At 72.3% G+C, this 14,949-nt stretch carries 12 protein-coding genes and 1 other RNA gene; 12 read left to right on the top strand and 1 reads right to left on the bottom strand.

Translation table 11 applies throughout. The features are described from left to right. The first annotated feature begins 103 nt into the window (after positions 1–103). Together QSK52_RS19650 and prfB are read left to right on the top strand one after the other, a co-directional pair. Complete coding sequence (locus QSK52_RS19650; RefSeq protein ID WP_285737402.1) at positions 104–1,354, top strand: serine/threonine-protein kinase; 1,251 nt, start codon at positions 104–106, stop codon at positions 1,352–1,354. A gap of 34 nt (positions 1,355–1,388) precedes the next feature. Continuing rightward, positions 1,389–2,492 carry a peptide chain release factor 2 gene (prfB, locus tag QSK52_RS19655; protein WP_285737403.1) on the top strand — a complete coding sequence of 368 codons (1,104 nt, stop codon included), beginning with the start codon at positions 1,389–1,391 and terminating at the stop codon, positions 2,490–2,492. Between the two features lie 154 nt (positions 2,493–2,646). Here prfB and QSK52_RS19660 read toward each other — a convergent pair whose 3' ends face one another. Beyond that, complete coding sequence (locus QSK52_RS19660) at positions 2,647–2,835, bottom strand: hypothetical protein (protein WP_285737404.1); 189 nt, start codon at positions 2,833–2,835, stop codon at positions 2,647–2,649. A 261-nt stretch (positions 2,836–3,096) separates the two neighbouring features. Between QSK52_RS19660 and ftsE the strand changes: the two genes are divergently transcribed. The 10 genes from ftsE (at position 3,097) to QSK52_RS19710 (ending at position 14,902) form a co-directional block, all read left to right on the top strand. Beyond that, positions 3,097–3,786, top strand: a complete 690-nt coding sequence (gene ftsE, locus QSK52_RS19665; protein WP_285737405.1) for a cell division ATP-binding protein FtsE — start codon at positions 3,097–3,099, stop codon at positions 3,784–3,786. 11 nt (positions 3,787–3,797) lie between these two features. Then, on the top strand, positions 3,798–4,706 hold the full coding sequence (gene ftsX, locus QSK52_RS19670) for a permease-like cell division protein FtsX (RefSeq protein ID WP_285737406.1): 909 nt from the start codon (positions 3,798–3,800) through the stop codon (positions 4,704–4,706). 51 nt (positions 4,707–4,757) lie between these two features. Next, the gene (locus tag QSK52_RS19675) at positions 4,758–5,918 is read left to right on the top strand and encodes a S41 family peptidase (protein ID WP_285737407.1); all 1,161 of its coding nucleotides are present in this window, start codon (positions 4,758–4,760) and stop codon (positions 5,916–5,918) included. Between the two features lie 44 nt (positions 5,919–5,962). Continuing rightward, on the top strand, positions 5,963–6,445 hold the full coding sequence (gene smpB / locus QSK52_RS19680; protein WP_285737408.1) for an SsrA-binding protein SmpB: 483 nt from the start codon (positions 5,963–5,965) through the stop codon (positions 6,443–6,445). A 123-nt stretch (positions 6,446–6,568) separates the two neighbouring features. Continuing rightward, positions 6,569–6,947, top strand: a transfer-messenger RNA (tmRNA) gene (gene ssrA / locus QSK52_RS19685). A 193-nt stretch (positions 6,948–7,140) separates the two neighbouring features. Beyond that, positions 7,141–8,511, top strand: coding sequence for a nitrate/nitrite transporter (locus QSK52_RS19690; RefSeq protein ID WP_285737409.1), 1,371 nt, complete (start codon positions 7,141–7,143; stop codon positions 8,509–8,511). 172 nt (positions 8,512–8,683) lie between these two features. Then, complete coding sequence (locus QSK52_RS19695; protein ID WP_285737410.1) at positions 8,684–9,829, top strand: uroporphyrinogen-III synthase; 1,146 nt, start codon at positions 8,684–8,686, stop codon at positions 9,827–9,829. 260 nt (positions 9,830–10,089) lie between these two features. Next, entirely contained in the window at positions 10,090–12,390 is a 2,301-nt protein-coding gene (locus tag QSK52_RS19700; protein WP_285737411.1) for a HelD family protein, read from the top strand. A gap of 326 nt (positions 12,391–12,716) precedes the next feature. Beyond that, positions 12,717–14,192 carry an NAD-dependent malic enzyme gene (locus tag QSK52_RS19705; RefSeq protein WP_285737412.1) on the top strand — a complete coding sequence of 492 codons (1,476 nt, stop codon included), beginning with the start codon at positions 12,717–12,719 and terminating at the stop codon, positions 14,190–14,192. A gap of 428 nt (positions 14,193–14,620) precedes the next feature. Then, positions 14,621–14,902, top strand: coding sequence for an HU family DNA-binding protein (locus tag QSK52_RS19710; RefSeq protein WP_030459611.1), 282 nt, complete (start codon positions 14,621–14,623; stop codon positions 14,900–14,902). The last annotated feature ends 47 nt before the right edge of the window (positions 14,903–14,949 follow it).

Here is a 14,949-nt window from a genome sequence, read left to right on the forward strand (position 1 = left end):
CACCGGATCGGTACCTCCGAGGGGCCCCTCCAAGCCCCCCGGAGGCCCCGCGGGCGCGTAGGTTGTTCGTCGAGCACCGACCTCACGAGCCCACGGAGCAGCATTGGCACGCAAGATCGGCAGCCGGTACACCGTCCACCAGGTGATCGGCCGCGGCTCGGCCGGCACCGTGTGGCTCGGCGAGGGCCCCGACGGCCCGGTCGCGGTGAAGCTGCTGCGCGAGGACCTCGCGGCCGACCAGGTGCTGGTCGGCCGCTTCGTCCAGGAGCGCGCCGCCCTCACCGGCCTCGACCACCCGCACGTGGTCGGCGTCCACGACATGGTGGTCGACGGCAGCGACCTCGCCCTGGTGATGGACCTGGTCCAGGGCAGCGACCTGCGCACCCGGCTGGAGCGCGACGGCGTGCTCAGCCCGGCCGTCGCCGCCTCGGTGATCGCCGACGTCGCCGACGGCCTGGCCGCCGCGCACGCCGCGGGCATCGTGCACCGCGACGTCAAGCCGGAGAACGTCCTGCTCGACCTCGCCGCCCCGCCCGGCCCCGGCGGCGCCCCGCGCGCCAAGCTCACCGACTTCGGCATCGCCCGGCTGGTCGACGCCCCGCGCCGCACCCGCGCCACCCGGATCATCGGCACCCCCGACTACCTCGCCCCCGAGATCATCGAGGGCCTGGAGCCGCGCGCCGCCGTCGACATCTACGCCACCGCCACCGTGCTGTACGAACTGCTGACCGGCACCACCCCGTTCGGCGGCGGCCACACCGGCGCGGTGCTGCGCCGGCACGTCACCGAGAACGTCCCCCCGGTCGAGGGCATGCCGGACGGCCTGTGGCGGATCATCTCCGAGTGCCTCGCCAAGGCCCCCGCCTCCCGGCTGCGCGCCGCCGAGCTCGCCGCCCGGCTGCGCGCCCTGCTCCCCGAGCTGTCCGGCCTCGGCCCGATCGCGGTGCCCGCCCAGCGCGGCGCCCCCGAGGAGGTGCCCACCCCCGGCGAGGCGGTCTACGCCGAGGCCGACGCCTTCGCGGGCAGCGGCACCCACCGCCGCCGCCGCGGCCCGGCCGTCCCGCTGGTGCCCGGCCCGCAGCCCGACTCCACCCGGGACACCCACACCAGCCTGCGCCGCCCCTCCCCCCGGGAGCTCGCCTCCTACGCCGAGGAGTCCCGCGCCCAGCGTGCGCAGCCCGCCACCCACCGCCGCACCAGGGCCCAGATGATCCGCCGCCGCCGCACCCTGGCCGTGCTGATCGCCGTCGTCCTGCTGCTGGCGGGCGCCGCCGCCGCGTGGACGGCGTTCGCCGCCGAGCCCCCCGCGGGCGCCTCCGCCGCGGTGCACGCCTCCTGGCACCCCCGGTTGTAGCCGAGCCCCCCCGCGGAACCATTACCCTTGAGGCGTGGCAGCCGTCGATCCTTCCGAAGAGCTCAAGAACCTCGACTCGACCATGGCGTCGATCGAGGCAGTCCTCGACCTGGACAAGATCCGGGCCGACATCGCGACCCTGGAGGAGGAGGCAGCCGCCCCCACCCTGTGGGACGACGTCGCGAACGCGCAGAAGGTCACCAGCCGGCTCTCCTTCCTGCAGGGCGAACTGCGCAAGTTCGAGTCCCTGCGCGGCCGGGTCGAGGACCTGGGCGTCCTGTTCGAACTGGCCGAGGCCGAGGACGACGCGGACACCCGCACCGAGGCCGAGGCCGAGCTGGTGTCGGTCAAGAAGGCCGTGGAGGAGCTGGAGGTCCGCACCCTGCTCTCCGGCGAGTACGACGCCCGCGAGGCCCTGGTCAACATCCGGGCCGAGGCGGGCGGCGTCGACGCCGCCGACTTCGCCGAGCAGCTGATGCGCATGTACCTGCGCTGGGCCGAGCGGCACGGCTACCCGACCGAGGTCTACGACACCTCGTACGCCGAAGAGGCCGGCATCAAGTCCGCGACCTTCACCGTCAAGGCCCCCTACGCCTACGGCACCCTCTCCGTCGAGCAGGGCACCCACCGCCTGGTGCGCATCTCCCCGTTCGACAACCAGGGCCGCCGCCAGACCTCCTTCGCGGGCGTCGAGGTGCTCCCGGTCGTCGAGACCTCCGACCACGTCGACATCGACGAGGGCGACCTGCGGATCGACGTCTACCGCGCCTCCGGCCCCGGCGGCCAGGGCGTCAACACCACCGACTCCGCGGTCCGCATCACCCACCTGCCGACCGGCATCGTGGTCTCCTGCCAGAACGAGCGCTCGCAGATCCAGAACAAGGCCTCGGCGATGAACGTCCTCCAGGCCAAGCTGCTGGAGCGCCGCCGCCAGGAGGAGCGCGCCGCGATGGACGCGCTCAAGGACGGCGGCTCCTCCTGGGGCAACCAGATGCGCTCCTACGTCCTGCACCCGTACCAGATGGTCAAGGACCTGCGCACCGAGCACGAGGTCGGCAACCCGCAGGGCGTGCTGGACGGCGACATCGACGGCTTCATCGAAGCCGGCATCCGGTGGCGCAAGCAGCGGGAGAGCTGACAGCGGGCGTGAGGAGGCCGGCTGAGATGAACATCGGGCGCAGCATCGAAGCCGGCATCCGGTGGTGCAAGCAGCGGGAGAGCTGATCGCGCACCCCGCACGCACGCGAAGGGCCCCTCCGCCTCGGCGGAGGGGCCCTTCGGGGTCTCTCGGGTCAGTGCAGCAGCAGGGCGAGCATGAACAGCGCGGCGAACAGCAGGGCCAGCAGCACCGCGGGGTTGAGCGTCGCGAACGGCCCGTGCTGCTCCTGCTGGAGCCGGGCGCGGTTGGCGCGGCAGACCGGGCAGCGGCCGTCGCTCACGCGGCCGTTGCAGTTGGCGCACACCAGTTGGTCGCAGGTCATGCGATCTCCTCCTTGCTGCAGAGCCAACGCGCCGGAGGCGGATTCGGTTCCGACTGCCTACCACTCTGCCAGGTTCCGCACCCCTCGGCTCCCGGAGGAGAAGGGTTACCGATCTGTGACGTACCTCGCAATTTCCGGTCCGAACCGGAACAACACCTGACGAAACCACGGTCAGTAGGCGTCCGGCGACTGCGGGTGCAGTGGGGCATCGCGTAAGGTCACTGGCTCCGATCCACCTAGGATGGCCCCCGTGATGCAGCCGTGATCAGATTCGACAACGTCTCCAAGACCTATCCCAAGCAGAACCGTCCGGCCCTGGACAACGTCTCGCTGGAGATCGAGAAGGGCGAGTTCGTCTTCCTGGTCGGTTCGTCCGGTTCCGGCAAGTCGACGTTCCTGCGTCTGTGCCTGCGCGAGGAGCGCCCGACCACCGGCGCGGTGCACGTGCTGGGCAAGGACCTGGGCAAGCTCTCGAACTGGAAGGTGCCGCACATGCGGCGCCAACTGGGCACCGTCTTCCAGGACTTCCGCCTGCTGCCGAACAAGACGGTCGGGCAGAACGTGGCGTTCGCCCTGGAGGTCATCGGCAAGCCGAAGAGCGCCATCAACAAGGTCGTGCCCGAGGTGCTCGACCTGGTCGGCCTCGGTGGCAAGGAGAGCCGGATGCCCGGTGAGCTCTCGGGCGGTGAGCAGCAGCGCGTGGCGATCGCCCGCGCGTTCGTGAACCGGCCGATGCTGCTGATCGCCGACGAGCCCACCGGCAACCTCGACCCGCAGAACTCGGTCGGCATCATGAAGCTGCTCGACCGCATCAACCGGACCGGCACCACCGTGCTGATGGCGACCCACGACCAGGCCATCGTCGACCAGATGCGCAAGCGCGTCATCGAACTCGACAAGGGCCTGCTGGTCCGTGACCAGGCCCGCGGCGTCTACGGCTACCAGAGCTAGAAGAGAGAAGCATGCGCGCCCAGTTCGTTCTGTCGGAGATCGGCGTCGGTCTCCGCCGCAACCTGACCATGACCATCGCCGTCGTGGTCAGTGTCGCGCTGTCGCTCGCCCTCGCCGGTGCCTCGCTGCTGGTCCGCGACCAGGTCAACTCCATGAAGGACTACTGGTACGACAAGGTCGAAGTCAGCATCTACTTCTGCATCAAGGCGGACCACAACTCGCCGCAGTGCGCGTCGGGCGAGGCCACCGACCAGCAGGTCGCCGACGTCAAGGCCGCCCTGGACAAGATGGCGCCGCTGGTGCAGAGCTCGACGTACGAGTCCTCCCAGGAGGCGTACAAGCACTTCAAGGACAGCAACCCGGACAACCCGCTGCTGGCGGCGGTCGGTCCGGACGCGATGCCGCAGTCGTGGCGGGTCAAGCTGAGCGACCCGACCAAGTTCGACGTCATCCAGAGCGCCTTCGCGGGCAAGCCCGGCGTCAAGTCGGTCGACGACCAGCGGAAGATCCTGGAGAACCTGTTCGGCCTGCTGCGCGGCCTGCAGACCGCGGCGTTCGTGATCATGGTGCTGATGCTGTTCGTCGCACTGCTGCTGATCGTCAACACCGTCCGGGTGTCCGCGTTCAGCCGACGGCGCGAGACCGGCATCATGCGGCTGGTCGGCGCGTCCAACTTCTACGTGCAGATGCCGTTCATCGCGGAGGCCGCGTTCGCCGCGCTGCTCGGTTCGGCGCTGGCTTCCGGGCTCCTGATCGGCGGGCACTTCTTCGTCCAGCACTGGCTGGCCAAGAAGGTGCAGTTCATCACCTTCATCGGCCTGTCCTCGGTGATGGCGGTCATCCCGCTGCTGGTCGTGGTCGGTATGGGGATGGCGGCGGTCGCCGCGTTCTTCACCCTCCGCAAGTACCTGAAGGTCTGACGCCCCGTCGGTGCTACCGGTGGGCGCGCCCGCCCGCCTAGACTCGCAGGCATGCCGACAGCACCGCGGGTACGCCAGGGGATGACGCTCGGGCTGGTGTTCGGCGCGGTGCTGTTCGCCGGAGCCGCGTCGGGGGCCTGGGGGGAGCCGGAAGGCTCCACCCGGGCCCCTTCGTCGTCCGACGCCCGCCCGCCCGCCGACCTCACCGGGGCCGACCTGACCCCGCAGCAGGCCCGGCAGCTGGTCGGCAGCAGCGGCGACCGCTGGGCCGCCTACCTGAGCCCGCAGCAGTACGCGGACCTCACCGGCGGCCGGTACGCGGGCGTCGGCCTGAGCGTGGACCGGGAGGCCGGCGGCCCGACCCTGGTCGCCGAGGTGCTGCCCGGCTCGCCCGCCGCCCGGGCCGGGATCGCGGCGGGCGAACGGCTGGTCACCGTCGACGGGACGCCCGCCGAGCAGCTGCCGGTCACCGAGGTGGTCTCCCGGCTGCGCGGCGGACCGGCCGGCAGCGCGGTGGCCGTGGGCGTCCGGGGCGACGAGGGCGGGCCGGTGCGCCAACTCACCCTCACCCGGGCCGAACTGGCCGCCCGCGAGGTCGAGGTCGACCACCCCGCGCCCGGCGTGGCCCGGATCGCCGTGCACGCCTTCACCGAGGGCGTCGCCGACCAGGTGCGGGCCGCCGCGGCCGACGCCCGGGGCGTGGTGCTCGACCTGCGCGGCAACTCCGGCGGACTGGTCGCCGAGGCCGTCGCCACCGCCTCGGTGTTCCTGGACGGCGGCCCGGTGGCCAGCTACCAGGCGAACGGCGAGCACCGCGAACTGACCGCGACCGGGGGCGGCAGCACGCCCGTCCCGCTGGTGGTGCTGGTCGACGGCGGCACGATGAGCGCCGCCGAGCTGCTGGCCGGGGCGCTCCAGGACCGCGGCCGGGCCGTCCTGGTCGGCAGCCGCACCTTCGGCAAGGGCACCGTCCAGCAGCCCAGTCGGCTCGCCGACGGCTCGGTGCTGGAGCTCACCGTCGGCCGCTACCAGACCCCGGCGGGCCGCTCCCCGGAGGGCACCGGCGTCCAGCCCGACGTGCCCGCCGCCGGCGAGGACCCGCGGGCGCTGGCCCTGCGGGTGCTGGAAGGGCTCAGCAGTTCCGCCCCCGCGTCCCCCGCAGCCCCGGCGGCCCCCGCGTCCGGCCCGCCCGCCGGGTCCGCCGCGCCGTAAAGGGGCTGCCGCGGCCGCCGCCGAGGTGCGAGAATGGCCGGGCTATGGCAAAGGAAACGGGCAAGAAGCTGGTCGCGCAGAACAAGAAGGCGCGGCACGAGTACACCATTCTCGACACCTACGAGTGCGGCATGGTGCTCACCGGTACCGAGGTCAAGTCGCTGCGCGAGGGCCGGGCCAACCTGGTCGACGGCTACGCGTACGTCCAGGGCGGCGAGGCCTGGATCGACAACGTCTTCATCCCCGAGTACGCGCAGGGCACCTGGACGAACCACTCGGCGCGGCGCAAGCGCAAGCTGCTGCTGCACAAGATGGAGATCCGCAAGATCGAGTCCAAGGTGAAGGAGACCGGCCACACGCTGGTCCCGCTGTCCCTGTACTTCAAGGACGGCCGCGCCAAGCTCGAACTCGCCCTCGCCGTCGGCAAGAAGCTGTACGACAAGCGGCAGACCCTGCGCGAGCGCCAGGACCGCCGCGAGGCCGACCGCGCGGTGGCCGCCGCCCGCCGCCGCTCCGGGCAGGGGTGAGGCCGGCCGGAGCGCCACGGTCCGTTAATGCGCTGGACCCTTGACGCGCCGATTGAGTACTATGGCGGTGCACCACCCGGAGAGGGGTTCGCCTCCCGCCGGAGCTGTTTGTCAAGAAAACATGGGGATGATCGGTTTCGACAGTGACAGTCGAAACAGGAGAAGCGAGCCGAGGAACGCGGCAATGATCTCGTTAACCATCTGTCGCAAAAAAATAATCGCCAACTCTAAGCGCGATTCCCAGCAGTTCGCTCTCGCTGCCTGATCAGCGAAAGTGAATGGGTGTCAGCCCGGGGCGTTCCCGACCCGGATCCTGGCATAATCTAGGGAACTCAACCTTCCACCCCGGTCGCGGGGGTGGCGGGGAAACCAAACAGTGACTGGGCCTGTTGGCGGCTTGTCCGCGTGACCGCCAGGGCCGAGAAAATCACAGCGGACTGCGCTCGGAGAAGTCCTGAATCCACTTCACTGGACCCGGGTTCGATTCCCGGCATCTCCACCACCCCATGTGCATCGCAGAGCCGTCCTCCACCCCGGAGGGCGGCTCTCGTGCGTTCCGGCGCCCTCACACGGAAGCCTCCCGGCGGGTGAGAGGACGGTTCCGCGCCCTTCACACCGCACAACGAACCCGAAATCGTGGACTCCTAGCGTCAGTGGCACAGGGTCTTGGACACCCGCACTCGAAGGAGCGACCCATGGACGGCACCACCACGAACGGCAGGACGGGCGGCCGCTGGATCCAGCACTGGGACCCGGAGGACGCCGCGTTCTGGGAGGCCACCGGCCGCCGCACGGCCCGGCGCAACCTCGCCTTCTCGGTGCTCTCCGAGCACATCGGCTTCTCGATCTGGAGCCTGTGGTCGGTGATGGTGCTCTTCATGGGCAAGGGCTACGGCATCGACCCGGCCGGGAAGTTCTTCCTGGTCGCGATGCCCACCCTGGTCGGCTCCTTCGTCCGGATCCCCTACACCGTCGCGGTCGCCCGCTTCGGCGGTCGGAACTGGACGGTGGTCTCCGCGCTGCTGCTGCTCCTGCCCACCCTCGCCGCCGCGTACGTCATGCACCCCGGCACCTCGTACACCACCTTCATGCTGGTCGCGGCGCTCACCGGGTTCGGCGGCGGCAACTTCGCCTCCTCGATGACCAACATCAACGCCTTCTACCCGGCCCGGCACAAGGGCTGGGCGCTCGGCCTCAACGCGGGCGGCGGCAACATCGGCGTGCCGGTGATCCAGCTGGTCTCGCTCGGCGTGATCGCCTGGACCGGGGCCGGGCACCCGCGGCTGGTGCTGGGCATCTACCTGCCGCTGATCGTGGTCGCCGCGCTGTGCGCCGCCCTGTTCATGGACAACCTGGCCCCGATGAAGGCCGACACCGGCTCGCTCGCCGCGATCGTCCGGGAGAAGCACACCTGGCTGATGTCGGTGCTGTACGTCGGCACCTTCGGCTCCTTCATCGGCTTCTCGTTCGCCTTCGGCCTGGTGCTGCAGAACCAGTTCGGCCGCACCCCGCTGCAGGCCGCCCAGCTGACCTTCCTCGGCCCGCTGCTGGGCTCCGTGGTCCGCCCGCTCGGCGGGAAGCTCGCCGACCGGTTCGGCGGCGCCCGGATCACGCTGTGGAACTTCGCCGCGATGGCCGTCGCCGCGAGCGTCGTCACCTACGCCTCGTCGATCCGCTCGCTGTCGGTCTTCCTGGTCGGCTTCGTCGCCCTGTTCGCCCTCGCCGGGCTCGGCAACGGCTCCACCTACAAGATGATCCCCGGCATCTTCGACGCCAAGGCCCAGGACCGGATCGCGGCCGGCGCCACCCCCGAGGAGGCCGCCGCCTGGTCCCGCAAGATGTCCGGCGCCGCGATCGGCGTGATCGGCGCGGTCGGCGCCCTCGGCGGGCTCTTCATCAACCTCGCCTTCCGGCAGTCCTTCCTGGTCGCCAAGTCCGGCACCCCCGCCTTCGCCTCCTTCCTCGCCGCCTACGCCCTCTGCTCCGCCCTCACCTGGGCCGTCTACCTCCGTCGCCCGGCGGCCGCCGCCTCGACCGCCGACGCCCCCGCCCTCGCACAGGTCTGAACCACCGTCACGCCCCCCGGGACCGCTCCGACCGGCGGTGAAACACGCCGGTAATCGGAGCGACCCGGGGGCGACACCGCGAGCGGACACGATTGATCACCCACCCACCCGACCACCGCCGCCCCCGTCCCCCGCCAGGACGCCGGGGCGGCGCACCTAAGGACGACACCGCATGGCCGACCCGACCCGACGCCTGCAGGACGAACCCGAGCCCGCCGAGACCGGCCCGCTCGCCGGCTGGACCATCGGCATCACCGCCGCCCGCCGCGCCGACGAGCTCGCCGCCCTGCTGCAACGCCGCGGCGCGAACGTGCTGCGCGCCCCCGCCCTGCGGATCGTCCCGCTCGCCGACGACACCGAACTCCACACCGCCACCCGCGCGCTGATCGCCGACCCGCCCGACCTGGCCGTCGCCACCACCGGCATCGGCTTCCGCGGCTGGATGGAGGCCGCCGACGGTTGGGACCTCGGCGAGGACCTGCGCACCGCCCTCGGCCGCGGCTCCGTGCTCGCCCGCGGCCCCAAGGCCAAGGGCGCGATCCGCGCCGCCGGGCTGCGCGAGTCCTTCTCCGCCGCCACCGAGTCCTCCGCGGAGGTGCTCGCCCACCTCCTGGACCAGGGCGTCGACGGCCGCCGGATCGCCGTCCAACTGCACGGCGCCCCGCTGCCCGGCTTCGTCGAGTCGCTGCGCGCCGCCGGGGCCGAGGTCGTCGAGATCCCGGTCTACCGCTGGCTCCCGCCCGTCGACCTCGGCCCGCTCGACCGCCTCCTCGACGCGACCTGCGCCGGTGCGCTCGACGCCGTCACCTTCACCTCCGCGCCCGCCGCGATCAGCCTGCTCGACCGGGCCGCCGAACGCGGCCGCACCGAGGAACTGCTGCACGCCCTGCGCCGCGACGTCCTCGCGGTCTGCGTCGGCCCGGTCACCGCCGCCCCGCTCGACGAACTCGACGTCCCCACCGTCTGGCCCGAGCGGATGCGCCTGGGCGCGATGGTCCAGACCCTCACCGCCGCCCTCCCCGAACGCACCCGCCGCCTCCCGGTGGCCGGCCACACCCTCGAACTCCGCGGCCAGGCCGCCCTCGTCGACGGCCACCTCCGCCCCGTCCCCCCGGCGGGCATGGCCCTGCTGCGCACCCTCGCCCGCCACCCGGGCTGGGTGGTGCCCCGCGCCGACCTGCTCAAGGCCCTACCGGGCAGCGGCGACGACGAGCACGCCGTCGAGACCGCGATGGCCCGCCTGCGCCAGGCGCTGGGCGCGCCGCGACTGATCACCACCGTCGTCAAGCGGGGCTACCGGCTGACGCTCGACCACTGAGCCGGGCCCCGGCAGGGGCCCTCCAGGGGTGCGGCGAACGGCGGGCCCGGGGCTCTGCGGGTTCACTGCCGTGGCGTGCCACGGGCTTCGGGTCCTGTTCCTGCGGCCCGAAGCAGCACGGACACGCCGATGGGTTCCGGCCGCCAGCAGCACGGACTCGCCGTTCCCCGAGCCCCTGGCGGGGCTCTGCCTGTCGGAAAGGTGTCCGGTTCCCTGTAAGATCTTCCGTCCGCCTTTTTCTCCGCACCTTTGGGGGCTCCTTGGGCGCGCACGGTACAGCCGAGCACCGATCCGACACTGTCCGCGACCGCGAGATCGCGGGGGAGCAGCAGCATCTCGACACCGTCTACCGGCGGTTGGAGGAGAAGCTCGCCGAGGCGGAGTACATCCTCGAGGACGCCGCCCGGAGGGTGCAGGTCGGCACGCCCGGCGCGCTCGCCGAGCGCGACGCGCAGGTGTACCGGGCCGGGGCGCACCTGCAGCGGCTGAACAACGAGTTCGAGGACTTCCTGTTCGGGCGCATCGACCTGCAGCAGGCCGACGCGCCGGAGGAGCACGGGATCCCCTCCCAGACGCCGCTGGACCCCGCCGACCCGGCGGTCGCCGAGACCCTGCACATCGGGCGGCTCGGCGTCCTGGACGCCGAGTTCGGCCCGCTGGTGATCGACTGGCGGGCCCCGGCGGCCGCGCCGTTCTACCGGGCGACGCCGCTGGAGCCGGGCCGGGTGGTCCGGCGGCGGGTGATCCGGTCGAAGGGCCGGAAGGTGATCGGCGTCGAGGACGACCTGCTGCGTCCCGACCTGACGCCGACGCTGGACGGCGAGGAGCTGGCCGTGGTCGGCGACGGCGCGCTGATGGCGACGCTGGGCCGGGCCCGCGGGCACTCGATGCGCGACATCGTCTCGTCCATCCAGAAGGAGCAGGACGAGGTGATCCGGGCGCCCGCCGCGGGCGCGACCCTGGTGACCGGCGGCCCCGGCACCGGCAAGACCGCGGTGGCGCTGCACCGGGCCGCGTTCCTGCTCTACCAGGACCGCCGCCGGTACGCGGGCGGCATCCTGGTGGTCAGCCCGACGCCGCTGCTGGTCTCGTACACCGAGGGCGTGCTGCCCTCGCTGGGCGAGGAGGGGCAGGTGGCGATCCGCGCGGTCGGCAGCCTGGTGGACGGGATCGAGGCGTCCCGCTACGACAGCCCCGAGGTGTCCCGGATCAAGGGCTCGGCGCGGATGGTGCAGCTGCTGCGCCGGGCCGCCCGGGCGGCCCTGGAGCTGGGCGCGCCGACCGAGCTGAAGGTGTTCGCCCGCGGCCGGGCGCTGCGGCTGGACGCGGGCCGGCTGAAGGCGGTGCGCGGCAACGTGGTGGGCGGCGGCGGCACGCCGCTGAACCTGCTGCGCCCGCGGGCCCGCCGCCTGCTGCTGGACGCGCTCTGGTCGGAGGCGGTGCGCGACCTGCCCAAGCCGACCTCGTACGCGGAGCGCGAGCAGCGCCAGGAGGAGCGGGAGTCCTTCGACGAGTACGTGTCCGACGAGGCGCCGTTCCTGGCCTTCCTGGACGCCTGGTGGCCCGCCCTGACCCCGCGCCGGGTGCTGGCGACCCTCAGGCAGCACCGGCACACCAACCGGATCGCCCGCCGCGCGGTCACCCCGGAGGAGTCCCGGCTGCTCGCCGCGTCCTGGCGGCACCTGGACGAGCGCGGCGCGGGCGAGCTGTCCGCGCACGACGTGGCGCTGGTGGACGAGCTGCAGGTGCTGCTCGGCGAGCCGGCCCGCCCGAAGGTGCGCGAGGTGGACGCGGTGGACCTGCTGACCGGCCTGGACGAGGTCACCACGTACGGCGAGCGGGCGTACCGCCAGCGCGAGCGCGAGCGCGTCCCGGAGGAGCGGCGCGAGTACGCGCACGTGATCGTGGACGAGGCGCAGGACCTGACCCCGATGCAGTGGCGGATGATCGGGCGCCGCTCGCGGACGGCCACCTGGACGATCGTCGGCGACCCGGCGCAGTCCTCCTGGCCGTTCCCGCAGGAGGCGCAGGCGGCGATGGACGAGGTGCTGGCGGGCAAGCCGCGCCGTCGGCACACGCTGACCGTGAACTACCGCAACCCCGCGGAGATCGCCGAGGTGGCGGCGAAGGTGCTGGAGCTGGCCGCCCCGGGCACCCCGTCGCCGAGCGCGGTGCGGGCCACCGGCGCGCACCCGCGGTTCGCGGCGGTCCGCGAGCCGGACGCGGCGGCGTTCGGCGCGGCGGCCCGGGCGGAGCTGGAGCGGCTGCTGGCCGAGGTGGACGGCACCGTCGCGGTGGTGGTCCCGATGGACCGCCGCGCCGAGGCGGCGGGCTGGGCCGAGGGCCTGGGCGACCGGGTGGTGGCGCTGGGCAGCCTGGAGGCGAAGGGCCTGGAGTACGACGCCACGGTGGTGGCCGACCCGACCGGCATCGCGGGCGAGTCGGAGGCGGGCCTGCGGGTGCTGTACGTGGCGCTGACCCGCGCGACCCAGCGGCTGACGGTGCTCTCCGGCCCGGACGACCTGCCGGACGCCGCGGGCGTGCCCGCGCTGCTGAAGTAGCGGCCGGGAAGACCGGAGGCCCCCACCCGGTGGGTGGGGGCCTCCGTCACGCTGAACACCGACCCGCCATGCTCGCCTCGCGGCAAGTGGTCCCTCGAAGGGACGAAGGTTGGGCCCGGGGGCTTGGATCGAGCCGGTGCCGTTCCAATGTAACGCATCCACGCCGACGGGCAAGGAGAACCAGGTGCGGGCCGGTCGGTTTGTCGGATCCGCACACTCAATGCACGTTATTTCTGGCAACCCCTTGGTCGGTGCGACCATCGAGGTCTAGCATGCCGAGCGGCATGAACTTCAACAATTTGTTGATTCAGGAAGAAGGAACGTCGATGGCGACGGCGCCCAGTGTCTCGAACTCGATCACCGTCCGGTTGGAGGTCCCGGCCACCGGCAACGCGGTGAGCTCGATCACCACCGCGGTGGAGTCCTCCGGCGGTTCGGTCACCGGCCTCGACGTCACCGCCTCCGGCCTGGAGGCGCTGCGCATCGACGTCACCGTGGCGGCGTCCTCGGTCGCGCACGGCCAGGAGATCGTCGAGAAGCTGCGCACCATCGACGGCGTCAGCATCGGCAGGGTCTCCGACCGCACCTTCCTGATGCACCTCGGCGGCAAGATCGAGATGTCCTCGAAGCTGCCGATCCGCAACCGCGACGACCTGAGCATGATCTACACCCCCGGCGTGGCCCGGGTCTGCATGGCGATCGCCGAGAACCCGGAGGACGCCCGCCGCCTGACCATCAAGCGCAACAGCGTCGCGGTGGTCACCGACGGCTCGGCGGTGCTGGGCCTGGGCAACATCGGCCCGAAGGCCGCGCTGCCGGTGATGGAGGGCAAGGCGGCCCTGTTCAAGCGGTTCGCGGGCATCGACGCCTGGCCGCTGTGCCTGGACACCCAGGACGCCGACGAGATCGTGGCGATCGTGAAGGCGATCGCGCCGGGCTTCGCGGGCATCAACCTGGAGGACATCTCGGCGCCGCGCTGCTTCGAGATCGAGGCCCGGCTGCGCGAGGCGCTGGACATCCCGGTCTTCCACGACGACCAGCACGGCACCGCGATCGTGGTGCTGGCCGCGCTGACCAACGCGCTGAAGGTGGTCGGCAAGGAGATCGGCGAGATCCGGGTGGTGATGAGCGGCGCGGGCGCCGCGGGCACCGCGATCCTCAAGCTGCTGATGGCGGCCGGCGTCGCCCACGCCACCGTGGCGGACGTCCGCGGCGTGGTCCACCGGGGCCGCGACGACCTGAACGACAGCCTGCGCTGGATCGCCGAGAACACCAACCGCTCCGGCCGCACCGGCACCCTCAAGGACGCGGTGGCCGACGCCGACGTGTTCATCGGCGTCTCCGCCCCGAACGTGCTGGACGGCGACGACCTGGCCACCATGGCCAAGGACGCGATCGTCTTCGCGCTGGCCAACCCGGACCCGGAGGTCGACCCGGCGGTGGCCCGGCAGACCGCCGCGGTGGTCGCCACCGGCCGCAGCGACTTCCCCAACCAGATCAACAACGTGCTGGTCTTCCCCGGCGTCTTCCGCGGCCTGCTGGACGCGCAGAGCTCCAGCGTGGACACCGAGATGATGCTGGCCGCCGCCCGGGCGCTGGCCACCACCGTCACCGACGAGGAACTGAACCCGAACTACATCATCCCCAGCGTCTTCCACCCCGGCGTGGCCAAGACCGTCGCGGCCGCCGTCCGGGACGCCGCGGTGGCGGCCCGCGGCGACGCCGAGATGGCCCCGGAACGGCCCACCGCGGGCATCGTCGGGACGCTCGACACCGGTGCTTTCCCGGCCGTTCAGCTCTGAGCTGCGCCGCTCCGGCGCCCCCGCCGCGCGCGGGGGCGCCGGAGCCCTTGCGACACAAGGGCAAGGGGCGTGTTTGGGCTTGTCGGTGCCAGGGCGTACGGTAGCCCTGCGACGGGGAGGCGTGTCCGACAAGTACGGTACGTCCCCGGTTGTGCCACGGCGTGCCGTCCCGGCCGCCGCCCGCTCCGGCCCTGCCGGAGCCGACGGAGCGTCACACCTCCGCCTGGCGGGCGCTGTTCGGGTCAACCACGCCGGTTCCCGATTGGCTTTCTCAGTGCCGGTCGGGGCAGGATTCGTACCCAGGCGGGCAGTTTGCGGCGCTTCGCGGTGCGAGCCCGGCCCCTGACCACCCCTCGCCTGAACGAACACCGTCGCGCGGACCGGCCATGCCTCCGCGCACGGCAGAGCAACAGACCACAGGAGTACACATGAACCGCAGTGAGCTGGTGGCCGCGCTGGCCGAGCGCGCCGAGGTGACCCGCAAGGACGCCGACGCCGTGCTGGCCGCCTTCGCCGAGATCACCGGCGAGGTCGTCGCCAAGGGCGACGAGAAGGTCACCATCCCCGGTTTCCTGACCTTCGAGCGCACCCTGCGCGCCGCCCGCACCGCCCGCAACCCGCAGACCGGTGAGCCGATCCAGATCGCCGAGGGCTACAGCGTCAAGGTGAGCGCCGGCTCGAAGCTGAAGGAAGCCGCGAAGGGCAAGTGACCCCCCGCAGCTGAACGCACCGGTGGCCGGCCTCCCCTCGGGGAGGC

The organism is Kitasatospora phosalacinea (assembly GCF_030268885.1).
In the GTDB taxonomy this organism is placed as follows: Bacteria; Actinomycetota; Actinomycetes; order Streptomycetales; family Streptomycetaceae; genus Kitasatospora; species Kitasatospora phosalacinea_C.

What these genes read in the sequence shown, in the direction of transcription:
- QSK52_RS19675 (WP_285737407.1), top strand. Translation starts at nt 4,758, where the DNA reads ATGCCGACAGCACCGCGGGTACGCCAGGGGATGACGCTCGGGCTGGTG.
- QSK52_RS19690 (WP_285737409.1), top strand. Translation starts at nt 7,141, where the DNA reads ATGGACGGCACCACCACGAACGGCAGGACGGGCGGCCGCTGGATCCAG.
- ftsX (WP_285737406.1), top strand. Translation starts at nt 3,798, where the DNA reads ATGCGCGCCCAGTTCGTTCTGTCGGAGATCGGCGTCGGTCTCCGCCGC.
- QSK52_RS19705 (WP_285737412.1), top strand. Translation starts at nt 12,717, where the DNA reads ATGGCGACGGCGCCCAGTGTCTCGAACTCGATCACCGTCCGGTTGGAG.
- smpB (WP_285737408.1), top strand. Translation starts at nt 5,963, where the DNA reads ATGGCAAAGGAAACGGGCAAGAAGCTGGTCGCGCAGAACAAGAAGGCG.
- QSK52_RS19660 (WP_285737404.1), bottom strand. Translation starts at nt 2,835, where the DNA reads ATGACCTGCGACCAACTGGTGTGCGCCAACTGCAACGGCCGCGTGAGC.
- QSK52_RS19695 (WP_285737410.1), top strand. Translation starts at nt 8,684, where the DNA reads ATGGCCGACCCGACCCGACGCCTGCAGGACGAACCCGAGCCCGCCGAG.
- QSK52_RS19710 (WP_030459611.1), top strand. Translation starts at nt 14,621, where the DNA reads ATGAACCGCAGTGAGCTGGTGGCCGCGCTGGCCGAGCGCGCCGAGGTG.